This is a genomic window from Metapseudomonas cellulosilytica (genome assembly GCF_049334135.1).
Classification (GTDB): Bacteria; Pseudomonadota; Gammaproteobacteria; order Pseudomonadales; family Pseudomonadaceae; genus Metapseudomonas.
Window position 1 is genome coordinate 337078 of sequence record NZ_JBHZGN010000003.1, and the last position, 20215, is coordinate 357292.

23 protein-coding genes are annotated in these 20215 nt (G+C 64.8%); 12 read left to right on the top strand and 11 right to left on the bottom strand.

Annotation, left to right across the window (positions count from 1 at the left end; genetic code table 11):
- The first annotated feature begins 25 nt into the window (after positions 1-25).
- The gene (locus tag ACFW0H_RS05810) at positions 26-694 is read left to right on the top strand and encodes a TetR/AcrR family transcriptional regulator (RefSeq protein ID WP_422912948.1); all 669 of its coding nucleotides are present in this window, start codon (positions 26-28) and stop codon (positions 692-694) included.
- Positions 695-923: 229 nt separating this feature from the next.
- Here the strand turns inward: ACFW0H_RS05810 and ACFW0H_RS05815 are convergent, their stop codons facing one another.
- On the bottom strand, positions 924-3257 hold the full coding sequence (locus ACFW0H_RS05815; protein WP_422912949.1) for an LTA synthase family protein: 2334 nt from the start codon (positions 3255-3257) through the stop codon (positions 924-926).
- A 262-nt stretch (positions 3258-3519) separates the two neighbouring features.
- Between ACFW0H_RS05815 and ACFW0H_RS05820 the strand changes: the two genes are divergently transcribed.
- Positions 3520-4356: a CvfB family protein gene (locus ACFW0H_RS05820; RefSeq protein WP_422912950.1), complete on the top strand. Its 837-nt coding sequence runs from the start codon at positions 3520-3522 to the stop codon at positions 4354-4356.
- Positions 4357-4610: 254 nt separating this feature from the next.
- Positions 4611-4871: a DUF3509 domain-containing protein gene (locus ACFW0H_RS05825; RefSeq protein WP_422912951.1), complete on the top strand. Its 261-nt coding sequence runs from the start codon at positions 4611-4613 to the stop codon at positions 4869-4871.
- A gap of 62 nt (positions 4872-4933) precedes the next feature.
- Here ACFW0H_RS05825 and ACFW0H_RS05830 read toward each other — a convergent pair whose 3' ends face one another.
- Complete coding sequence (locus tag ACFW0H_RS05830; RefSeq protein WP_422912952.1) at positions 4934-5257, bottom strand: hypothetical protein; 324 nt, start codon at positions 5255-5257, stop codon at positions 4934-4936.
- A gap of 288 nt (positions 5258-5545) precedes the next feature.
- Here ACFW0H_RS05830 and ACFW0H_RS05835 point away from each other — a divergent pair, with 288 nt between their 5' ends.
- Positions 5546-6454 (top strand): c-type cytochrome domain-containing protein, encoded by a 909-nt coding sequence (locus tag ACFW0H_RS05835; protein ID WP_422912953.1) that lies wholly within the window; start codon positions 5546-5548, stop codon positions 6452-6454.
- Positions 6455-6481: 27 nt separating this feature from the next.
- Here ACFW0H_RS05835 and ACFW0H_RS05840 read toward each other — a convergent pair whose 3' ends face one another.
- Positions 6482-7417 (bottom strand): DMT family transporter, encoded by a 936-nt coding sequence (locus tag ACFW0H_RS05840; RefSeq protein WP_422912954.1) that lies wholly within the window; start codon positions 7415-7417, stop codon positions 6482-6484.
- 128 nt (positions 7418-7545) lie between these two features.
- On the opposite strand from ACFW0H_RS05840, the gene ACFW0H_RS05845 reads away from it, so the two are divergent.
- Entirely contained in the window at positions 7546-8478 is a 933-nt protein-coding gene (locus ACFW0H_RS05845) for a LysR substrate-binding domain-containing protein (protein ID WP_422912955.1), read from the top strand.
- A gap of 50 nt (positions 8479-8528) precedes the next feature.
- Here the strand turns inward: ACFW0H_RS05845 and ACFW0H_RS05850 are convergent, their stop codons facing one another.
- From ACFW0H_RS05850 to ACFW0H_RS05865, 4 genes are all read right to left on the bottom strand, one after another.
- On the bottom strand, positions 8529-9083 hold the full coding sequence (locus tag ACFW0H_RS05850) for a magnesium transporter (protein ID WP_422912956.1): 555 nt from the start codon (positions 9081-9083) through the stop codon (positions 8529-8531).
- A 190-nt stretch (positions 9084-9273) separates the two neighbouring features.
- Positions 9274-9453, bottom strand: coding sequence for a hypothetical protein (locus ACFW0H_RS05855; RefSeq protein ID WP_422912957.1), 180 nt, complete (start codon positions 9451-9453; stop codon positions 9274-9276).
- Between the two features lie 95 nt (positions 9454-9548).
- Entirely contained in the window at positions 9549-9758 is a 210-nt protein-coding gene (locus tag ACFW0H_RS05860) for a cold-shock protein (RefSeq protein ID WP_422912958.1), read from the bottom strand.
- A 280-nt stretch (positions 9759-10038) separates the two neighbouring features.
- Positions 10039-10947, bottom strand: coding sequence for a LysR family transcriptional regulator (locus ACFW0H_RS05865; protein WP_422912959.1), 909 nt, complete (start codon positions 10945-10947; stop codon positions 10039-10041).
- 130 nt (positions 10948-11077) lie between these two features.
- On the opposite strand from ACFW0H_RS05865, the gene ACFW0H_RS05870 reads away from it, so the two are divergent.
- Together ACFW0H_RS05870 and ACFW0H_RS05875 are read left to right on the top strand one after the other, a co-directional pair.
- Complete coding sequence (locus ACFW0H_RS05870) at positions 11078-11836, top strand: SDR family NAD(P)-dependent oxidoreductase (protein ID WP_422912960.1); 759 nt, start codon at positions 11078-11080, stop codon at positions 11834-11836.
- A gap of 320 nt (positions 11837-12156) precedes the next feature.
- On the top strand, positions 12157-13029 hold the full coding sequence (locus tag ACFW0H_RS05875) for a universal stress protein (protein WP_422912961.1): 873 nt from the start codon (positions 12157-12159) through the stop codon (positions 13027-13029).
- Positions 13030-13088: 59 nt separating this feature from the next.
- On the opposite strand, the gene ACFW0H_RS05880 is transcribed toward ACFW0H_RS05875, so the two are convergent.
- Positions 13089-13220 carry a hypothetical protein gene (locus tag ACFW0H_RS05880; protein WP_422912962.1) on the bottom strand — a complete coding sequence of 44 codons (132 nt, stop codon included), beginning with the start codon at positions 13218-13220 and terminating at the stop codon, positions 13089-13091.
- A 251-nt stretch (positions 13221-13471) separates the two neighbouring features.
- On the opposite strand from ACFW0H_RS05880, the gene ACFW0H_RS05885 reads away from it, so the two are divergent.
- From ACFW0H_RS05885 to ACFW0H_RS05895, 3 genes are all read left to right on the top strand, one after another.
- A complete protein-coding gene (locus tag ACFW0H_RS05885) occupies positions 13472-14239 on the top strand; it encodes a PP2C family protein-serine/threonine phosphatase (RefSeq protein WP_422912963.1) in 768 nt (255 codons plus the stop codon).
- Between the two features lie 4 nt (positions 14240-14243).
- A complete protein-coding gene (locus tag ACFW0H_RS05890; RefSeq protein WP_422912964.1) occupies positions 14244-15815 on the top strand; it encodes a serine/threonine-protein kinase in 1572 nt (523 codons plus the stop codon).
- Between the two features lie 75 nt (positions 15816-15890).
- On the top strand, positions 15891-16733 hold the full coding sequence (locus ACFW0H_RS05895; RefSeq protein WP_422912965.1) for an FHA domain-containing protein: 843 nt from the start codon (positions 15891-15893) through the stop codon (positions 16731-16733).
- Positions 16734-16834: 101 nt separating this feature from the next.
- On the opposite strand, the gene ACFW0H_RS05900 is transcribed toward ACFW0H_RS05895, so the two are convergent.
- Entirely contained in the window at positions 16835-17425 is a 591-nt protein-coding gene (locus ACFW0H_RS05900) for an NAD(P)H-dependent oxidoreductase (protein ID WP_422912966.1), read from the bottom strand.
- Positions 17426-17581: 156 nt separating this feature from the next.
- Between ACFW0H_RS05900 and ACFW0H_RS05905 the strand changes: the two genes are divergently transcribed.
- Positions 17582-17896, top strand: a complete 315-nt coding sequence (locus tag ACFW0H_RS05905; RefSeq protein WP_422912967.1) for a putative quinol monooxygenase — start codon at positions 17582-17584, stop codon at positions 17894-17896.
- Here ACFW0H_RS05905 and ACFW0H_RS05910 read toward each other — a convergent pair.
- The gene (locus tag ACFW0H_RS05910) at positions 17893-18657 is read right to left on the bottom strand and encodes an alpha/beta hydrolase (protein ID WP_422912968.1); all 765 of its coding nucleotides are present in this window, start codon (positions 18655-18657) and stop codon (positions 17893-17895) included. The genes ACFW0H_RS05905 and ACFW0H_RS05910 overlap by 4 nt on opposite strands.
- A gap of 139 nt (positions 18658-18796) precedes the next feature.
- Between ACFW0H_RS05910 and ACFW0H_RS05915 the strand changes: the two genes are divergently transcribed.
- A complete protein-coding gene (locus tag ACFW0H_RS05915; protein ID WP_422912969.1) occupies positions 18797-19132 on the top strand; it encodes a carboxymuconolactone decarboxylase family protein in 336 nt (111 codons plus the stop codon).
- A 546-nt stretch (positions 19133-19678) separates the two neighbouring features.
- Here ACFW0H_RS05915 and ACFW0H_RS05920 read toward each other — a convergent pair.
- Positions 19679-20212, bottom strand: a complete 534-nt coding sequence (locus tag ACFW0H_RS05920) for an REP-associated tyrosine transposase (RefSeq protein ID WP_422912970.1) — start codon at positions 20210-20212, stop codon at positions 19679-19681.
- Between the last annotated feature and the right edge of the window lie 3 nt (positions 20213-20215).

Sequence of the window (20215 nt, forward strand, 5' to 3'; positions counted from 1 at the left end):
GGTTCGGAAACCGCCAGAGGTCCCCATGGAGTTCGCGAAACCCCGCAACAAGTCACTCAAGCGGCCGACCCAGGCCCGTTCCCGTTTCACGGACGAAGCCATCTTCGAGGCCTTCGTCCGGATTCTTCGCCAGCGCGGCTGGAGTGGTGTGACCACTCGTGCCGTTGCCCTGGAAACCGGAATGGCGGTGGCCACCCTCTACGAATATTTCCCCAGCAAGGAGGCGTTGCTCTCCGGCTATATCCGTCACCAGTTGGACCTGCTCCTGCAGCGTCTGGAGCGCGAGGTGCTGCTGGCCACTGGCCTCGACTGGCAGACGCGCGTGCGGCGCCTGGTGCGCCTTTGCTGCGGCCAGGCGGAGGAGCAGGCCCGGCCGTTCTTCGATGCCGAGTTGCTGGAGCTGGAGCGCACTGTTGCCGAGCCCTGGCATCATCAGCGGGTCTATCAGGAGTTGGCGGGCAAGTGGCGCCAGGCCGTGGCCGCTTGTGCGGACCTGCCTTGCCAGCCCCGTCCGGAAAGCATCGATGCGCTCTTCGTCGCGGTCTGGGGTGGGCGTCGCTATGGCCTGACTGCACAGTTGTCCGCCCAGCAAGTGGAGGCCTGGTTGCTGGAAATGGAGGAGCTGTGCTGCGCGCGGATCCTGATGGAACTGGCGCGCGACGAGGAAAATTCAGCGTCCCACCCTCCCGTGTAGGCGCGATTTCAATCGCGAAAGCAGGCCGCAGGCCTGCCCCCAGGCATCTCGGCGGGCGCTGCGCACCCATTGGCGAATGAATGCGTCAGCCGTGTAGGGTGGATAGCGCTCTTCTATCCACCAGCGAGGCCACGCAAGGCCCTGACGGTGGAAATCCCGAAAGGGATTTCCTCCCTACGCGTCGATTGCCATGGAATCTCCCACAGGCCGGAGCCTCGCCGGTAGCGCTTCAGTGATACTGCTGCAGGCGCAGCTCGGTGCTCTCCGGCAGTACCGTGCGCTCTTCCCCCGGTTTTTCCAGCTCGTTCTCCAGGGCGTCCTGCTGACGTCCCATCAGGCCGAAGAGGGTGGTAATGGGGTGCAGCGGGCGTTTCTGTGCGACCTGGCCGGTGCTTTCGGCGGCAACGATCGCTGCCGGCAGGAGCTCGGTGGTCACCCGGAAGTCACTGATCTCGATCACGCCGCGGCCCTCGGCCAGCAGGTGGAAGGAGAACGCCTTGCGTGCTTCGGGGTTGTCGAAGGCGAAGTCGACCTTCAGCGGCTTGCCCTGTTTCAGCAGCGGTAACTCCGGAATCGGCAGGGCTACGTCGCGCTCGAACTCCTTGGCCTTCAGCCGCAACTGGGCACCCTGGCGGTCCATGCGCAGGACCTTGATGGTCATTTGCACACTGGTACGGCTGTTCTTCGGCAATTCCATGTACTGCGCACCGATCAGGTTGTCGGCCCAGTCATCCCTGGCCTTCTCCTTCAGGCGGATGCGCTCGCGCGTGGCGAACTGGTATTCCTGGCCGAGGTTGCCGCCCATGAGCGACTGGTCCAGCAACGCGGCGCGCTGGGCGACCAGGCGGGCTTTCTTGCCGCTGTAGCTGCCCAGGTAGCGAGCTTCATCGGCAATGAACCCCTCGCTCTGGTAGCGTCGGCAGACCTGGCGGAAGTCGCACTCGGTAAAGGTGTCCTTGCCGTCGTGGTAGCGCAGCTTGCCGTTGGTGTAGGACATGATTTCGCGGCCGCTGGCGTAGTCGCGGAACAGCGAGCGGCCGGAAAGGTTCTGCGGTACCCGGTAGCCGAAGTAGTCGAGGATGGAGGTGGTCAGGTCGACGTGCCCGTAGACGCCGCCCTTGATCGGCGGCAGCGCGGCCTGCTCCGGCGCCAGCACCAGGTTGAAGCCCCAGGCCGAGGCGAGGCGCACGTTCTCGATGCCGTGGGACTCGTCCGAGGTGACGATGACCAGGGTGTCCTTCAGCACGCCCTGTTTTTCCAGGCCGGCCAGGAAGGCGTCCACCGCGTCATCCAGGTAGGCGATGGCGGCCTGCTTCGAATCCGGGTAGCGCATCAGGTAGTCGGCCGGTGCCGAGTACGGCTGGTGGGTGCCGACGGTCAGCAGGGTCAGCATCCAGGGCTTCTTATGCTGGCGCAGTTGTTTCACATAGGTCAGGGCGCCCTCGAAGAACGCCTTGTCATCCATGCCCCAGGGGAATTCCAGGTAGGCCTTGTTGCGGAACCAGTTGCGCCCCTGGGTCTTGTCGAAGCCCATCTGCGGCATGATCTTGTCCTTGGCCATGAAGCGCAGTCCGGCGCCCTGCAGGAAGTGGGTGCTGAAACCATGCTGGTGCATCTGCGCGGGCAGGCAGGCCTTCGCGCGGGCCGGGTTGTTCAACAGCTCCAGCCCCTTGGGAGTGCCCGAGTCCAGCTTGCTGTAGTCGCCGCAGAGCATGGCGTACAGGCCGCGGATGGTCTGGTGGCTGTGCAGCACGTAGTCCGGCGTGGTCATGGCGCGTTCGGCCCAGGCGCTGAGCTTGGGCATCAGCGATTCCTGGTAGCTGCTGTTGATCGCTGCACGGTTGGCGGCGATGTAGGCGCCGGGGATGCCTTCCAGGGTGATCACCAGCACGTTGCGCGCTCGGCCGGGAGCGGGGAGCAGGGGCGTGCCATCGAGATCCAGTCGCGCCAGGCCGGCGATATCCGGCGGGTTCTCGGGCTTGTTGCCATCCAGCCAGTCCTCGATTGCCAACTGGCCGCTGCTGGCGGCACTGGCCATCAGTTTGTGGGGGAGGTTGAACAGCTTCCACTGGTCGGCATCGCTGGGCTGCACGTACTGCAGCGCCATGTGTCCCGCCAGCAGTGCGGCCGGAGCGGCGAACCATTTCCAGGAGAGCGGGCGATGCCGGCGTCGCCAGCACACCAGGCAGGCCAGGAGGCTGGCGCCCAGCGCCATGGCGAGGTGCGGGTGGGCAATGCCGCCACCCTGGGTGGAGTGGCTGACGAACTGCGGGTCGAGCAGATACTTGAGGTCGCTCGGCTCGGGCATGCGGCCGACGGCGCCGATCAGTTCGGCATTGCCGAGAAGCATCAGGCTCCAGAGCAGCATCAGCGGTAACGCCAGCAACAGGGTGCGGCCGAAGAGCAGCACGATCAGGAGGCTGCCGAAGAGGAGGTCGGAGAGGTATCCGAAGGGGTTGGACCAACCCAGCCAGAAGCGGCTGGCGAGGGGGATCACCAGGAACAGCACGCCAAGTGTTGCGAGCGATGCGGATTGCGACAGCCAGCGGCTGGATGGACGCACAGGAACTCCTGAGATGGGACAGCGAGAATCCGTCGGGTAATGCCGGAATACATGGGGTCGTGGTGGCGACGACACGATTCTGAAACATCATTGTGCTAGCGACCAGTAGACAGTTTTGCAGAATGAAAATTCAGGCGGGTCGCTGAGATTTGCTTGCCGACGAAAGGGGGCGTATCTGGCAGGCGAATCATCCTTGTCAGCGATTCACCCAGGGTCCCGGCCAGCGGGTAGAATGCCGCCTCGACTCAAAGAGGTAGCGAAGATGGCACTTATCGGGCGTTTCAATTCACTTCAGGTGGTCAAGCACACCGACTTCGGCCTGTACCTGGATGGCGGCCCGGACGGAGAAATCCTCCTGCCTAAACGCTACGTGCCGAAGGACGAGCCCAGCGACGAGGGCGACTGGCTGAACGTCTTCCTCTATCTGGATAGCGAGGACCGGCCGGTGGCCACCACCCTCAGGCCCAAGGTGCAGGTCGGCGGGTTCGCCAGCCTCAAGGTGGTGGAGATCAATCGCATCGGCCTGTTCCTCGACTGGGGCCTGCCCAAGGACCTGCTGTTGCCCCATTCCGAAGAGAAGCGTCCGCTGCAGGTGGGCGACTACTGCGTGGTGCATGTCTACCTCGACAAGCGCACCCGCCGGATCACCGCGACCGCCCGCCTGGACCGCTACCTGGACAACACGCCGCCACGCTACAAGACGGGCCAGGAGGTGGACCTGCTGGTGACGGAGAAGACCGACCTCGGTTTCAAGGCCATCATCGAAGGCCAGCACTGGGGCCTCATCCACAAGAACGAACTGTTCAAGTTCGTGCGCAGCGGCATGCGCGAAAAGGGCTACATCAAGGAAATCCGCCCCGACGGCAAGATCAGCCTGAGCCTGCAACCGGTGGGTGTGGCGGCGGTCAGTGGCCTGGGCGAACAGATCATCGCAGCGTTGCGTGCCGAAGGCGGCGTGCTGGCGTTGTCCGACAAGAGCCCGCCGGAACTGATCAGCCAGCGCTTCGGGGTGAGCAAGGGCAATTTCAAGAAGGCGATCGGCGGCCTCTACAAGCAGGGGCTGATCCGCATCGACGACGACCGTATCGAACTCATCTGAATTGCCCCGCAGGCCGCCTCCCTCGCGGCCTTGAGCACAAGGCCCCCGCCCGGAGAGTGGTTCCGGGCGGGGGCTTTGCATTGCATTGGGTTTGCAAATTGCACGCTGTCAAATGGCCAGATCGTGCGCAATGCACGGAAAAAATTGTGCAAAAAATTTGCAACTGACTGATTTATTTGGCGTTTACGTTGTCATAGCGCAGGCATGCATGCTGCAACGGCTGCAGGAGCAATCAATTTTCTGGGAGAGAAGACATGGATCTGGATCTGGACAAGCTGATCAGCGCCTTTCCGGAATACGAGCTGAGTACCAAGCCTCGGCCCGACGGTGGCTTCGTGCTGACGCTCGAGCGTGAGGGGAGATTCTTCCAGCGCGTGGTGGCGGTGACGGCGCAGCTGGATTGGCTGGTCAGCACACTCAAGCGCGACCTGGCGCTGGAGCACGGCGAAGTTCCGCCGGTGGAGTCGCTGAAGGTGCTGCACCGCAAGCCCCTGCCGCGGTATCTGCGCGCCTAGGGCTTGAGCACGGTTGTGCAATGGAGGCCGCGACAGGACGTCGCGGCCTGCGTTTCAAACCCTCAGGTTTCTACCCCGGAAGGAGGCAGCATGGCGTCCTCTTCCTTGGCCTTATCCTTGTTCGATGGCGCGCGTGGCGACGCTTCGCGGGCCTCTTGCTTGTGCTTTTCTCCCAGCAGGTCCTTGGCCGATGCCTGGACTTCATCCACCTTCTTGTTCAGTTCGTTGACCGCTTCGCCAATGGCTTCCCGGGCGATGTCCTGGGCGGCCGCCTCGGCTTTCTTCGCCAGTTTGTTGGCCGACTCCTCGGCCAGGTCGCAGCCGGCGAGGCTGGCCAGCAGGCCGGCGCCGAGCAACAGGGCGGTGAGGCGGGGGGCAGGTTTCATGCAGTGATTCTCCAGTGATGCAATACGCGGCCGCCATCATTGCCTACGGCGGGCTCTGAGGAAACATATCAGCTTGGCGATTCTGTATACGGACGTTTCTCGTTTTTTGCGCACGAGAAAGCCCCGGGGATCCACAGCGGCGACTGAAAGGAGCCCGGGGCTTGGGGCCGGCGTACGCCAGCCTCGAATAGACTGACCGGCGGATCGCCGCGGGGTTCCGCGCGACTGCGCAATGCGGGTTGTTTCACTAGTCTTAGCGGGGCAACCAGCGCGGGAGGCCGATGCGCCATGACCAAGGGGCTGTTCGTGCTCTGTTCGCTGCTCCTGGCGATTGGCCGCGCGCCTGCGCAGCCGGTGAACTTCGACGACATCCAGCCCATCCTCCAGGCCCGCTGCGTCATGTGCCACGCCGGCGAGGCGGCGCCGCTCGGGCTGCGGCTGACCAGCCTCGATGAACTGCTCAAGGGTAGTGCCAGCCGCCAGGTGGTCCGCAGCGGGGATCCGACCGGCAGCGAGTTGATCCGCCGCCTCAAGGGCCAGAGTCAGCCGCGCATGCCGATGACGGGGCCGCCGTTCCTCAGTGATGCCGAGATCGCGCTGTTCGAGGGCTGGATTGCCGGTGGCCTGCTGCCCGGAAGCCGGCCGGCGAGCGCAATCGCCCCACCGGCTCCGCTGCAGCGCCCGGCGGCGGGCCAGCCGGTGACCTACAGCCACGTGGCGCCGATCTTCGCCAACCGTTGCGTCAAGTGTCATTCCGCCTATGGCCTGATGGGCTCGGCCCCGGAGGGCCTGCTGCTGAATTCCTATGCCGGAATCCTCGACCGTGGCGAACGTGTGCGCGTCGTACCCGGCGCTTCCAGCGCCAGTGAGTTGGTGCGGCGCATCCGTGGTCAGTCGCAGCCGCAGATGCCGTACGACGGCCCGCCCTTTCTCAGTGACGAGGAGATCCAGCTGATCGTTGACTGGATCGACCAGGGCGCGCGCGACGCCGATGGCCGGCCCGCGCCCAGCCCAGTAGGGGCGCGGGTGCGGCTGCAGGGCATTCTGGGCGCGGGCTGGACCCTGGATTCGTTGCAACTGGTGGTCGGTCCCGGCACGCGCATCGACAAGTCGCCAGGGATTGGCGACTACGTGGAGGTGCGTGGGCGCTGGGGCCGGGACGGACAGCTGCTGGTGGAGCGCATCCGCCGACGCTGATCCGGGCTGGCCGGTGTCCCGGGTGCGTCAGGCCTCGGAAGGCGTGAGGGCCTTGCGTTGCTGGCGGCTGCGCAACAGTTCGGCGCCGCTGACCAGCAGGATGCCGCCCACCACCAGGATGGCGCCGACGATGAAGGACAGGTCGACCTTCTCCCCCAGCACCAATACGCCGAAGGTGACGCCGAACAGCGGGGTCATGAAGGACAGCACCGACAGGCGCGAGGCCAGGTAGCGGCGCAGCAGCCAGAACCAGCCCAGGTAGCTCACCAGGGCGATGACGATGGTCTGGAAGCCCAGGCTGACGAGGGCGCGCTCGGTCAACTGCATCTCGGTCCGCCCGGTGACGAAGGCGGCCATGGTCAGCAGCAGCGCGGCGCCGAACAACTGGTAGAAGAGCGTCTTCACCGGGTTGGCGTCGGCCAGCGAAGAGCCGCGGATCACCAGGGTGGTGGCACCCCAGGCGAGGGCGCCGAGCAGCGCATAGCTGTCGCCCAGCAGCATGTTGCCGGCTGGGCCTGCGCCCTTGCCGAGGAAGGCTGCCGCGATGCCGCCGAAGGCCACCGACACTCCGAGCCACTGCAGGGGGGAGAGTCGCTCCTCGGACAGCATCAGGTGCAGGCCCAGGGCGGCGAAGATGGGCGCGGTATAGAGAAACACCGAGACGTGGGAGGCGCTGGTGTGGTTCAGCGCCTCGCTAATGAACAGGAACTCCAGGCCGAACAGCGCCCCCACCGCGATGCCGGGCAGCAGGGTGCCGTCGGTGAAGGCGCTGCGACCTTCCTGCCACAGCGCCAGGGCGCCCAGCACCAGCGCCGCGCCGCCGGAGCGGATCGCCAGTTGCAGGATGGAGGGCACGTCGTCCAGGGTCAGCTTGATCGCCACCTGCTGGAAGCCCCAGCAGATACAGAGGACGAACATCAGTCCGCAGGCGAACCAGTCCAGGGGGAGGCGGGAGGTTTTCATCGTTGAATTCGCAAGGCAGAGGGGCGCGGCAATGGCCGCCAATGGGTGGCAGGATCGGTCCTCGAGTGCCTTGCATTCAAACGATGATTTGTCATCATGCTTTGACTTGAACTCAAAGCGAACCCGCCATGCGTCTCCCTTCTCTCATCGCCCTGCGCACCTTCGAGGTCGCGGCGCGCAGCCGCAACTTCACCGAAGCCGCCCAGGAGCTTTCCGTGACGCCGGGCGCGGTCAGCCGGCAGATCCGCCTCCTGGAGGGTGAGCTGGGTGTGAGCCTGTTCGACCGCACCCGCAATACCGTCAGCCTCAACGACAACGGCCGTCGACTGGCCGCCACCGCCACCCAGGCCTTCGAACTGCTGACCCGAGGCGCAGACGAATTGCGGGGCCAGGATGAAGCGCCCATCCACATCACCTGCGCCCCATCCATCGCCAGCCACTGGCTGATGCGCCGGCTCAACCTGTTCGCCGCCTCCAACCCGGACATCACCCTCAGTCTCGAAGCCACCGAACAACTGGTGGACCTGGAGCGTGGCGAAGCGACCCTGGCCATACGCTTCACCACCACCGATGCCGCCATACCCGCGAGCGAGTTGCTGTTTCGCGAAGAGTTCTTCCCAGTGTGCAGCCCGGCGTACCTGGAGCAGTTCGGCCCGGTGCGCGAGCCACGGGACATGCTGGGGGCGCGACTGATCCACACCCATTGGAAGAACACCGCCAACCTGCACCTGCCTAGCTGGGAGGAATGGTTCGCCGCCTACGTCGGCAAGCCGGGGCCGGTGAAGGGCGGGATGCGCTTCGGCCTGATCGGCCACGCGATCCAGGGGGCCGTGAGCGGCCAGGGATTCGCCCTCGGCTCCACCGCCCTGGCCTTCGACGACATTGCCAATGGCCGGCTGGTGCTGCCCTTCGGCGAAGGTTGTCGCCTGCCCACGCCCTGGGCCTACCGCCTGGCCTGGAGCCGCAGGTCGCCACCGGCGGAGAAGGTACGCCGGCTCATTGACTGGTTGCTGGCCGAGGCCCGTGCCAGCAGCGTGTCCGGTCAGGGAAAAGACGAGTGAGTCGAAGCGGCGGATGACGCTGGGCGTTGCATCCGCCGCTGCAAGGGGGGCTACATCATCTTGCGCAGTTGGTGCAGGCGGTGGTGCAGGCCTTCGGCCCAACCCGGTGTGGCTTGGCCGGTGCCGGCACCTTCGAGCATTGGATGGTGGCTGACGACAAAGGCAAGGATGGGCTCCTGGGCCGGCTTCACGTCGACGAAGAACACGTGCTTGCCTTCGTCCAGGGTGCGTTGGAAGCGTTTCACCACCGAGTTCGGCGTCTGTATCCCGAACAGGCTGCCTTCCCAGACGCTGAAGCCGAACAGCGCGATGGCCAGGAAGATGAACGGAATCCAGCCTGCCGCCGTGGCGGTCCAGCCACTGAACCAGGCCAGCAGCATCACCACGGTTGCCAGGCCAAGGCCAATGCCGACACCTATCAGGCCGGAATGCACAAGATCGCGTTTCATCACGGAAGACACGTCGTGCAACTGGTGGCGCTCGACGTCGGCATCGCGGTCGCTGAGGACATGGATCTGCTCGTGGTCGATGCCTTCGGCCTCGAGCTCGCTTTCGACCTTCTCCAGGTCGTTGAGGTTGTTGCTGATGTAGTAATGCCGCTGCATGGGACACCTCCCACATGGTTGTCGCCGGCCCCCGCCGGCCGTCACCCCCTGATTCCGGCCGTTGCAGGCCTGCGTGGAAGTGTAGTCCGGCGCGTCTGGGCGCAAGCGGCAACCGCCAATCGGCAGGGCAGGGCGGCGGCGCCCGGCGGCGGGTCTTGCACCCGTCCGCGCTGCAGGCGCCTGGCTGCTCTTACTTGTTGCCGATGCGGATATGGCGGCTCGGCGCTACCTGGGCGCTGACGCCCTTGGCAATTTCCTGGATCTCGCCACCCTGCTTGAGGAAGGCGGCAATCTGCGCTTCCAGGGCTTCACTGCTGGTGGTGGCAGCCGGGGGCTTCGGGGTGCTGCTGTGGGAGGTCTTGATGCGCATGTCGTTTACTCCATCCGGGCTGGCCCTGGGCGGGCCATTCAAACCTGCTGAAAAAAAAACCGGCCCGAAGGCCGGTTCTTTGTATCGGCGTGTGATCAGATCACTTGCACTTCGTCAGCCTGCATGCCTTTCTGGCCCTGCACGGCGATGAAGGAGACCTTCTGGCCTTCCTTCAGGCTCTTGAAGCCGGCGGTCTGGATGGAACGGTAGTGAACGAACAGATCCGGACCGTTGTCGGTGGTAATGAAACCGTAGCCCTTTTCATCGTTGAACCACTTGACGGTGCCGGTTTGGCGCTCGGACATTGGAATGTCTCCTAGAAACTGGGTAATTGCTGGGCTGGAACCTTCCAGCCTGTCACTGAGTGCAGAAAGTCGGCAACCGATGAAGAGGGGAACCGCTAAGGTACAAACCGTTTTTCCCGGTGACACATGCATCACAGCGTCCGACACAATACCTGTGCTTTCGAGGAATGCCTAACCTTTTATTCGCCAATCGTCAGATCGGCGCATCAAAGCGCAGGTGCAAGGCACCTTTCCCGCCCGTGGGCATGGCCCCGATGAGCAATGGCCGCAACCGCTGCATCTAAGTCGCCTGAAGTGTGGTCTCTTCCCGTACCACCCGCTCCAGCCAGTCCATGCAGGCCCGTACCCGGCGCGGCAGGCGGCGGTGAGCATAGAGCAGGGTGAGCTCCAGTGGCGGCGCCTGGTACTCCGGCAGCAATGCCACCAGTTCGCCACTGGCCAGATGGTCGCGCACACCGTGCAGCGGGACCTGGATCAGCCCGAGGCCGCCCAGGCAGGCGGCGCTGTAGGCCTCGGCGTTGTTCACCGTCAGGCTGCCGGCCATGGGTAGCTGCTGCACCTTGTCGCCGGCGAGGTACTCGAAACCCGGCGGGCGGCTCCCCAGCACGGACACGTAATGCACCAGCCGGTGCCGGGCCAGGTCCTCCAACGTACGGGGCACGCCGTGGGCGGCGAGGTAGGCGCGGCTCGCGCAATTGACCATGGGAAAGGCGCCCAGCGGACGCGCCACCAGCGAGCCATCCAGCACCGGCCCGACCCGCAGCACCAGGTCGAAGCCCTCCCGCACCAGGTCCACCCGCCGGTCGGTGCTGCTGACTTCCAGCTCCAGGCCCGGGTGCAGGCCGGTGAATTCCGTCAACCGGGGCATCACGATCTTGCGCGCCAGTACCGTGGGCATGTCCACCCGGATACGCCCGCTCAGGGCCGTCGCGTCCTGGCGGAACAGGCCTTCCAGTTCGTCCATCTGCGCCAGCAGCTCACGGCTGCGCTCGTAGAGCAGCAAGCCGTCCTGGGTGGCCTGCACCTTGCGCGTGGTGCGCTGCAACAGGCGTGTGCCCAGCAGATCCTCCAGTGCCTGTACCTGGTCGGACACCGTGGAGCGGGGCAGGCCGAGGCTGTCGGCGGCCTGGGTAAAACTTGACAGTTCGCTGACCCGTACGAAGGTTTTCAGTAGCTCCAGCTTGTTCATCCGTGCGGCGCCTCTCTCCGGATTGTCCGATTAAGCCGATCAGTTATTCCGCGATCAGCATATTTATCGCTCACGAACCGGACAATAAGCTCCTCACCACTCCCCACCACCTGCAACCAGGAGCACTGCAATGAACCGCAAGATCGCACTCATCACCGGCGCCAGCCGCGGCCTCGGCAAAAGCATGGCGCAGCACCTGGCGGCCCAGGGCATCGACATCATCGGCACCTACCACAGCAAGCTGGAGGACGCCGAATCCCTCAGCCGCGAGATCATGGACCTCGGCGGTCACGCGGCGATGCTCCAGCTGGACGTGAGCAAGAGCGCCACCTTCGACGCGTTCGTCGCCAGCATGGGCCGTCTGCTGAAAAGCGAGTTCGGCCGCGACGACTTCGACTTCCTGGTGAACAACGCGGGTATCGGCATCCACGCCAGCTTTGCCGAAACCACCGAAGAGCAGTTCGACCAACTGGTGAATGTCCAGCTCAAGGGGCCGTTTTTCCTGACCCAGAAGCTGCTGCCGCTGATCGCCGACGGCGGGCGCATCCTCAATATCTCCACCGGTCTGGCCCGCTTCGCCTTGCCAGGCTATGCCGCATACGCGGCGATGAAGGGCGGCATCGAAGTGCTGACCCGTTACCAGGCCAAGGAACTGGGCGCGCGCGGCATCTCGGTGAACGTGCTGGCGCCCGGCGCCATCGAGACCGACTTCGGTGGTGGCGTGGTGCGTGACAACGCCCAGGTCAATGCCTTCATTGCCGGCAATACCGCCCTCGGCCGCGTTGGCCTGCCGGAGGATATCGGCGCGGCGGTGGCCATGCTGCTTTCCGACGCCGGCCGCTGGATCAACGGGCAGCGGGTGGAGGCGTCGGGCGGCATGTTCCTCTAAGGGCACGGTGGTGAGCGACCCGCGCCTTCTGCCCGCGAATGGTTATTCCATTCCGGTCTGGAGCAAGAGCGAATCGAACTTCACGGCACGATGACCTGCCTTGCCCGGCCATGGTGCGCGGCCATACTCCAAACCTGACCCCAATACCGTGACCATGCAGGACCCCGACTCCCTTCGGAGCCGGGGTCCGTTGCGTTGAACAGGAGGTTCCCTTTCAGCACCCGTTTCGGCGAGCACGACCTGCTGTCCTTTTCGTGTACAGGAACGAATAAGGAGAGGCCAGCCCGCAATCGCGTTTCATCAACAGGAGGACGATTGCCATGCGCTCAATAAAAAAGATCCTGGTTGCCATCCCTCCCACCGCCGAGAGCCCGGCCCTTGAGCGAGGCCTGCAGCTTGCCAGGCGGCTCGGCGCCAGCCTTGATGTGCTGCTCTGCGATCCGCAGCAGGACCCGGACAAGTATCTCGACCTGCACCTGGTCAGCCTGTTGCGAGCGGGGGTACACGCTCGTGGCGAGGTGGCGCCGGTGGACATCGACCACGCCAGCCAGGCCGTGCTGGCGGCATGCCGCGACCACGAGTGCGGCCTGGTGATCAAGCAGCATCGACCCTCGGGGCTCCTCAGCCAACTGCTGATGACCCCTGATGACTGGCAATTGCTGCGCCAGGTGCCGACGCCGCTGTTCCTGATCCGCGGGGGCCGGTCCTGGGAGGGTGGCACCATCCTGGCCGGCATGGACGTCGAGCATCACGATGAGGAACACATCGCCTTGCAGGGCAACGTGATGGAACACGCCAGCTTCCTGTGCGAACTGTTCGACGCCGCCCTGCACGTGGTCAGCGCCTATTCGCCCGCCCTGCTGCCCCAGGCCGACCCCAGCCAGCGCATCGACCAGGCTGTCGCCAGCCATTGCCATGACCAGTGCCGCTGGTTCATGGAGGAGTACGAGCTGCCCGAGCACCGCCTGCACATCGGCGAAGGACCGGCCAAGGTCCTGATACCGCGGATTGCCCACGAGTTCGAAGCGGCGCTCACCGTGCTGGGCACTGTCGCTCGCCAGGGGATGATGGGCACGCTCGTCGGCAATACCGCGGAGGCGGTGCTCGATCGGCTGGAAGGCGACCTGCTGGTGCTCAAGCCCGGCGCCGTGTCCCTGGAAGCGGCCCTGCCGAGCGGGCATCGGGCTGCCTGAAGGCAGGCTGGAAAAAAGACGCCCTCCATCTGGAGGGCGTCTTCGTTGCCTGGCTGACTTCAGGGATTCGGTGCGTGGCTGCCGAGGATCCCCGCGCCGGTTTTCTTCGCGCGCTTGGCGGAACGTTTTTCCAGAAGCGTTTTCTGAGGCTTTTTCTTTGCCGCGCGTTTTGCATCGAGACCTTTGCTCATGACCGTGACCTCTATTGGCGGGTGGAAGGTTCAGCGCATCCCTGCCTTGGAGCGCTCAATGGCCATTACCACCTCCTGGGCTGCACGAGCCTGTCATTTGCGAAACCGATGAACAAAGCATAGCCGCGCCGCAAGGCGCTGCACGGGCGGGGAAATCCTCGATTGTTTAACACTTCATGCGCCAGACGGTGACAGCGTCCGGCTACGGCCGCATCATGCGGGATCATCGCCGGACGGTAACAGGGAGACCCATGCCCGAGTTCCTGGGATACGCCGCGCAGTCCATCGTGGGCTGCGTGCGCCAACACAATGAAGATGCGCTGCTCTGCGCTCCCGAACTGGGGCTCTGGGCGGTGGCCGACGGCATGGGCGGCCACCAGCGTGGCGAAGTGGCCAGTGCCGTTGCGGTAGGCGCCTTGCGGGACGCCGTCGCCGCCGGCCTGCCACTTCAGGAGGCGGTGCAGGCCGCCCATCACGCTGTCGTCGCGGAGGCGTCCGGTTCCGGCATGGGCACTACCCTGGTGGCGGTGAAGTTTGCCGGCGCCGCGTTCGACCTGGCCTGGGCCGGCGACAGCCGCGCCTATCGGGTGGACGCCGACAGCATTACCCGGCTGAGTCACGACCACAGCCTGGTGCAGGCCCTGGTGGACGCGGGTGAATTGAGTCCGCAGGAAGCTCGCCGCCATCCCCGGCGCAATGTCGTGACCCAGTGCCTGGGCCAGACGCACCAGGACCTTGAAGTCGGCTGCGTGGAAGGCACCCTGGCCCCCGGCGAGCTGCTGTTGCTGTGCAGCGACGGGCTCACCGGCGAGCTGGAAGATGACCTGATCCAGGCCCGCTGCGCCAGCGCCGAGACCCTGGAAGAACTGGTGGCGCAGTTGCTGGGGCTGGCCTGCGATGCCGGCGGTCGGGACAACATCACCTGCATCGTGATTGGCCGGGCCCTGCCGGAAACCATCGTGGCGGCAAACAGGTCGAAGTCTTTCCTGAGTCGGTTGCTCAAATCCCGAAGATCCTGAATCCATGAATGACAATCTGCTAGATATACCCGGCTATCTTGTGCACGGCCGCCTGGGCAAGGGCGGGATGGCCGAGGTCTACCTCGCCACCCAGGAGTCCCTCAACCGCAAGGTGGCGGTGAAGGTGCTGGACCGGCTGGATGACGAAGCCTTCACCAGCCGCTTCATCAGGGAAGCGCGCATGGTCGCTTCTCTCCACCACCCATCCATCGTCACCATTCACGACATCGACCGCCTGCCCGATGGCCGCCATTACCTGGCCATGGAATTCCTCTCCGGCGGCGATCTCGGCCGCTACAAGGGGCAAGTCCTGGAGCCGCAGGAAGCGTTGCCCATCGTCCGGCAGATCGCCGGCGCCCTTGCCGTGGTTCACGACAAGGGGTTGGTGCACCGCGACATCAAGCCGGCCAACATCCTCTTCCGCGATGACGGCACCGCGGTGCTCACCGATTTCGGCATCGCCAAGGACCTGGCGCTGGACAGCGACCTCACCCAGTTCAACGTCGCCGTCGGCAGCCCGGCCTACAGCAGCCCGGAGCAGGCCCAGTGCCAGCCGCTGGATGCGCGCAGCGACATCTACGGCCTGGGCGTGATCCTGCTGGAGCTGCTGACCGGCGAAAACCCCTACCGCGGCGCCAGCTACGCCGAGACCGTGCTCAATCACGTGCAGATGGACCCGCCGGTGCTGCGGCGGGGCCTGGCCGACTACCAGCACCTGATCGACCGCATGCTGGCCAAGGACCCGGACGAGCGCTTCGCCGACTGCCACGTGCTGCTGGAGAGCCTGACCGAGCTGATCGAGCTCGACCTGGACTTCACCCGCATCGCGCCGGCCGTGCCCGTGCCCCGGGCGGCGAAACAGCCGGCGAAACAATCGACGAAACAGTCAGCCAAGCAGCCGGCGCAGCAGCCGGTGGCACGCCGCCGCACCCGCCGCCTGCTCTGGGGGGTGGCCGGCGTGCTGCTGACCCTGGTGTCGGCCGGCGGCGGTTATTACGCGGTGCTGCAACTGAAGATCGCGACCCTGCTGGAGCGCGCTGACCAGCGTCTGGCCGAAGGCCGGCTGATGGAACCGGCAGGGGACAATGCCGATTTCTACTACAAAGAGGTGCTGCGCCTGGACGCGGATAACGCCAAGGCCGGCGACGGCCTGCAGCGCTTGCTCGCCGCACGCATCGCCAATGCGCTGGCCCTGGCCGAGCAACGCCTGGGCGAGGATAAGCTGCTGGGCCCGGAACAGGACAACGCGGTGTTCTACTACCAGCAGGTCTTGGGCTGGGCGCCGGGCAACGAACAGGCCTTGGCCGGACTGGAGAAAGTGGCGCAGCGCTTCGTCGACTACAGCGAGGATGCCTTCAGCCGCCGCGAGTACGCCGTAGCGCTGGAGTACATCGAAGCCGGCCTGCAAGCGGCACCGGCGAACGAGACGCTGCTAAAGCTCCAGGCCGATCATGAACAGCGCGTGCGCAAGGCGAAGAGCACGGGGGTGGCGACGAGCCGGCCGGCGAAGGCGCAGTCCCGCCAGCAGGAGCAGGAGAACCCGATCAAGAAGTTCTGGAATCGCCTCTTCAATTAACTGCCAACTGCAGCAACGTCGTACCTGGAGGCACATGGCTACCATTGTCTGGTGACCTGCCTCCAAGGACCCCACATGCTCAGGATTCACTTCGCGGATAACCGCCAGGCGCCCATCTGGCTGGTGGACGAACGTTTCACCATCGGCCAGGACAGTCGCAACAGCCTGGTTCTGGCGGAATCGGGGATCAGCCCCTTCCACGCGGAAATCCGCCAGGACCATGGCCAGTACTACCTGAGCGATTGCGGCACCCCGGGTGGCACCTTCGTCAATGGCGAACGCATCGGTGCGCGCTTCCAGCTGCGCTCCGACGACCGCGTGCGCATCGGCGACCTCGAACTGCTGCTGGTGGACCCGGCCAGGGCGCGCTCCAAGGCCGAGAAGGCCGCGCGCTGGTACCTGCAGGTGATCAAGGGCGAGCAGGAGGGGCAGAAGTACCACGTCACCAGTTCCATGACCTTCGGCCGCTCGGTGAAATGCGAGCTGTGCTTCAGCGACCTTGAACTGTCGCGCCGGCATTGCGAGTTCTTTCTCAAGGACGACATGCTGGAGGTCAAGGACCTGGCCTCCGCCAACGGTGTCTTCGTCAACCAGCAGAAGGTGAGCACCGCCGTCCTGCAGCCCGGAGACCAGGTGCGCATGGGCTCGGTAACCCTGCTGGTGATAGGCCCCAAAGTCACGGCGCCCCAGGCGGTGGACGAAGACGCGACGCTGTTCATGCCTGCGGTCCAGGTGCCCAAACCCGCCATCCCTCGCCGCAGCGGCCGTCAACTGGTGGCCAATCCGCTGCGCGCCTCGGCGCAGAAGCCTGCCGAGCCGGCCGAGGCTGCGCGGCAGTCACCGAACAGGTTGCTGATCGGCTTGCTGGTGTTGGCCGTTGCCGTTGTCGCCGCGTTCGCGGGGAAGACGCTGCTTTAGGACACTGGTGGAAATCCACTTTGTGGATTTCCACCCTGCATGCAGCTGCCACCTCCTGTAGGGGGGATAGCGCTCTTCTATCCACCAGCGGCAGCGACCGACTACCGCTGAACCCCAAACACCTCTGCCAGGTGCTCTTCGTAGCGCTGCACATCCGCCTCGATGTTCGGCTGCTTCATCACGTCCACGCAGAGGAAGGTGGGCAGGGCGCTCATGCCGAGGAACTGGTTGGCCTTGTGGAAGGGGAAGTACACCGCATCCACACCCTTGGCCTCGAAGAAGTCGGTGGGGTCGTCGAAGGCGTGCTGCGGCGCATTCCAGGTCAGCGACAGCATGTACTGCTTGCCGTGGATCAGGCCGCCGCTGCCGTACTTCTGCGAGGCGTCGGAGCGGGTGCGGCCGTCGTTGGCGTAGAGGCTGCCGTGGCCGGCGGTGAATACCTCGTCCAGGTAGCGCTTCACCGTCCAGGGCGCGCCCATCCACCAGCCGGGCATCTGGTAGATCACCACATCGGCCCAGAGGAACTTCTGCACCTCTTCGGCAATGTCGTAGCCGGCGTCGATGAAGGTTTCCTTGACGTCGAAGCCGGCACGGTCGAGGAAGGCCAGCGCGGCGTCGTGCAGGGTGGCGTTGTAGCGGCCATCGGAGTGGGCGAACTTCTTGCCGCCGTTGAGGAGCAGGATCTTTTTCATGGCAGGTGCCTCCGCAAATTGATGTGGCGGCAGACTACCGGCCACACCTGTGCGGAAAAACCGGCTACGGTGCAATTGATACTTGCTGAAGAGTCATGAGTGACAGGGTTGGCTTTGCGATAGGGTTGATAAAACTTTCAACCAGAGGCAAGCACCATGACCCAGGCTTACGGCTTCATCCTTCACGCCCATACCAAGCCCGAGAAAGCCGACGCATTCGAAGCGCTGTTCCGCGCCTATGTCGAGCCCAGCCGGGCGGAGGAGGGGTGCATCGAGTACCACATGCTGCGCGACGCCCAGGACCCGACCCTGTTCATCTTCTATGAGGTCTGGCAGAGCCGCGCCCACCTGGAACTGCACAGTGCGCTGCCGCACATGCGCCGCTTCCACGAGCAGCGCATGGACTACCTGCGTCGCGACTTCGAGATCCGCGAGATCGAGATGCTCAGCCCGTCGTCCGCCGGCGCCTAGAGACCGCTGCGAATCAGCCGCAGGTACTCGGGGCGGTCGCCGATATCGTTGTGCCCGGCGCCGGGGATCACCTCCCGTCGTGCCACGCCGGAACGGAACCGGGCGAAGAGCTTTTCACTGCTCCAGCGCGGGATCACCTCGTCATGCTCGGCCACTATCACCAGAGTGGGCACCGTGATGCTCGGGGCGTAGCGCCAGGATTCGTACTTGTCCTGGAGCATCCAGCGCACCGGGTAGATGGGGAACTGCCGCTGGGCCAGTTCGAGGATGCTGTTGTAGGGCGTAACCAGCACCAGCCGCGCCGCCGGGCGCTGGCTCGCCAGGCGGATGGCGACGCCGCTGCCCAGACTGCGCCCGACCAGGGCCACGTCGGGGTGCAGGGCGTGAACCTTGTCGAACAGGGCCTGGGCGTCGTGCTGGATGGCTGCCTCCGTCGGCTCGCCGGAGCTGTCGCCGAAACCACGGTAGTGCAGCAGGTAGAGGGCATGATCGGGAAAGGCTTCGGCGAAGTCGGGCAGGCTGCGGGACACATCCTCGGCATTGCCACCGAAATAGATCAGCGCCTTGGCGCTGGCCAGGGGTCGCACGGTGACGGCAATCCGCTGGTCCGTCACCGGCAGCATCAGCAGCCGCTCGGGGCCACCCTCGTCGCGAGGCTGCGGGAAGTAGATCAGTGACCGCTGGAAGACCAGGAGCAGCACGCCCAGCCCCAGGTAGAGCGCAATGCCGAGCAGGATGACGCCGATCAGGCTGCGGGCCATGGCGTCAGGTGCGGCGGCTGCCGTGGCAGGTCTTGGGCATGATGGCGGTCTTCCCTGCGGTTGGGTCCCTTAACCATAGATCGTGCCTGCGCCCAAGGGTTTTCTAAGCTGAAAGGGCATACCCAAGCGAGGTGGCCCCATGGAACGCAAGCACGGTCTCGAAACCTACAAACGCTTCAAGAAACAGCACCCGGCCTACTTTCAGGCGGTGGAAACCCTCGGCGTCGTCGTGCGCCAGGCTGGCCCGCTGGATGAGCTCAGCCTGCAGCTGATCCAGCTCGCCGCCGCGGCGGCCACCCATTCCGAAGGCGCGGTCCACAGCCACACCCGCCGCGCCCTGGAGGCCGGCGCCACCCCCGAGCACATTCACCACGCCCTGCTGGCGCTGACCAGCACCATCGGCTTCCCCACCGTGGTCGCCGCCCTGAGCTGGGCAGGGGATGTGCTGGAGAGCGATGAGTCCGCCGGGAATTAGCGCCGAAATGGTGGATAGAAGAGCGCTATCCACCCTACGGGAGCGGGAGTCCGAGTGGATGTAGGGTGGAAATCCACGTGGTGGATTTCCACCAGCCGTCACTCGCCCCAGCGCCATCGCTCGTCCGGGGTGGCCGATGCTTGGCGGACCGCAATGATGGTGGATAGAAGAGCGCTATCCACCCTACAGGAGGCGGGCGTCGGAGCGGATGTAGGGTGAAAATCCACGAAGTGGATTTCCACCAGCCGTCACTCGCCCCAGCGCCATCGCTCGTCCGGGGTGGCCGATGCTTGGCGGACCGCAATGATGGTGGATAGAAGAGCGCTATCCACCCTACGGGAGCGGGAGTCCGAGTGGATGTAGGGTGGAAATCCACGAAGTGGATTTCCACCAGCGTCACTCCCCCCCAGCGCCATTGTTCGTCCGGGGTGGCCGATGCTTGGCGGACCGCAATGATGGTGGATAGAAGAGCGCTATCCACCCTACGGGAGCGGGAGTCCGAGTGGATGTAGGGTGGAAATCCACGTGGTGGATTTCCACCAGCCGTCACTCGCCCCAGCGCCATCGCTCGTCCGGAGCGCCCGAACCGGCCCAGTCCTCGGGATAGATGCCTTCTCGTACCGCACGATGAAAACTCGAATACGGCCAGTTCCGCACCTGCTGTACATGGCCATGTTTCACCGGGTTGAAATGGATGTAGTCGAAGTGCCTCTGGTAATCGACCTCATCCCGGATCAGGTGCTCCCAGTATCGTCGCTGCCAGATGCCACGTTCACCGCGCTTCCACTGGGTGGCGGTGCGGCATTCGTGGGCGGGGATGCGCCTGGAGAAACCGAGCTTTATGGACTTCCAGCGCAAGGCGAAATCCGCATCACCAAGTGGCAGGGTCCAGAGGCAATGCATGTGTTCGGGAAGCACTACCCAGGCATCAATGCGAAAGGGGTGGTGGAGCATGGTCTTCCTGACGACCCTGCGCAGCAGTTCGATTTCACGGATCAGCAGGTCATCGCGGCGATCGTTCAGGTTGACCGTGAAGAACCAGGTGCTTCCCGGCGCATGTGCCCGGCGGTAGTTGGGCATGAC

Coding starts and splice junctions, on each gene's coding strand:
- ACFW0H_RS05810 (WP_422912948.1), top strand. CDS start 26: ATGGAGTTCGCGAAACCCCGCAACAAGTCACTCAAGCGGCCGACCCAG.
- ACFW0H_RS05820 (WP_422912950.1), top strand. CDS start 3,520: ATGGCACTTATCGGGCGTTTCAATTCACTTCAGGTGGTCAAGCACACC.
- ACFW0H_RS05825 (WP_422912951.1), top strand. CDS start 4,611: ATGGATCTGGATCTGGACAAGCTGATCAGCGCCTTTCCGGAATACGAG.
- ACFW0H_RS05830 (WP_422912952.1), bottom strand. CDS start 5,257: ATGAAACCTGCCCCCCGCCTCACCGCCCTGTTGCTCGGCGCCGGCCTG.
- ACFW0H_RS05835 (WP_422912953.1), top strand. CDS start 5,546: ATGACCAAGGGGCTGTTCGTGCTCTGTTCGCTGCTCCTGGCGATTGGC.
- ACFW0H_RS05840 (WP_422912954.1), bottom strand. CDS start 7,417: ATGAAAACCTCCCGCCTCCCCCTGGACTGGTTCGCCTGCGGACTGATG.
- ACFW0H_RS05845 (WP_422912955.1), top strand. CDS start 7,546: ATGCGTCTCCCTTCTCTCATCGCCCTGCGCACCTTCGAGGTCGCGGCG.
- ACFW0H_RS05850 (WP_422912956.1), bottom strand. CDS start 9,083: ATGCAGCGGCATTACTACATCAGCAACAACCTCAACGACCTGGAGAAG.
- ACFW0H_RS05855 (WP_422912957.1), bottom strand. CDS start 9,453: ATGCGCATCAAGACCTCCCACAGCAGCACCCCGAAGCCCCCGGCTGCC.
- ACFW0H_RS05860 (WP_422912958.1), bottom strand. CDS start 9,758: ATGTCCGAGCGCCAAACCGGCACCGTCAAGTGGTTCAACGATGAAAAG.
- ACFW0H_RS05865 (WP_422912959.1), bottom strand. CDS start 10,947: ATGAACAAGCTGGAGCTACTGAAAACCTTCGTACGGGTCAGCGAACTG.
- ACFW0H_RS05870 (WP_422912960.1), top strand. CDS start 11,078: ATGAACCGCAAGATCGCACTCATCACCGGCGCCAGCCGCGGCCTCGGC.
- ACFW0H_RS05875 (WP_422912961.1), top strand. CDS start 12,157: ATGCGCTCAATAAAAAAGATCCTGGTTGCCATCCCTCCCACCGCCGAG.
- ACFW0H_RS05880 (WP_422912962.1), bottom strand. CDS start 13,220: ATGAGCAAAGGTCTCGATGCAAAACGCGCGGCAAAGAAAAAGCCTCAG.
- ACFW0H_RS05885 (WP_422912963.1), top strand. CDS start 13,472: ATGCCCGAGTTCCTGGGATACGCCGCGCAGTCCATCGTGGGCTGCGTG.
- ACFW0H_RS05890 (WP_422912964.1), top strand. CDS start 14,244: ATGAATGACAATCTGCTAGATATACCCGGCTATCTTGTGCACGGCCGC.
- ACFW0H_RS05895 (WP_422912965.1), top strand. CDS start 15,891: ATGCTCAGGATTCACTTCGCGGATAACCGCCAGGCGCCCATCTGGCTG.
- ACFW0H_RS05900 (WP_422912966.1), bottom strand. CDS start 17,425: ATGAAAAAGATCCTGCTCCTCAACGGCGGCAAGAAGTTCGCCCACTCC.
- ACFW0H_RS05905 (WP_422912967.1), top strand. CDS start 17,582: ATGACCCAGGCTTACGGCTTCATCCTTCACGCCCATACCAAGCCCGAG.
- ACFW0H_RS05910 (WP_422912968.1), bottom strand. CDS start 18,657: ATGGCCCGCAGCCTGATCGGCGTCATCCTGCTCGGCATTGCGCTCTAC.
- ACFW0H_RS05915 (WP_422912969.1), top strand. CDS start 18,797: ATGGAACGCAAGCACGGTCTCGAAACCTACAAACGCTTCAAGAAACAG.
- ACFW0H_RS05920 (WP_422912970.1), bottom strand. CDS start 20,212: ATGCCCAACTACCGCCGGGCACATGCGCCGGGAAGCACCTGGTTCTTC.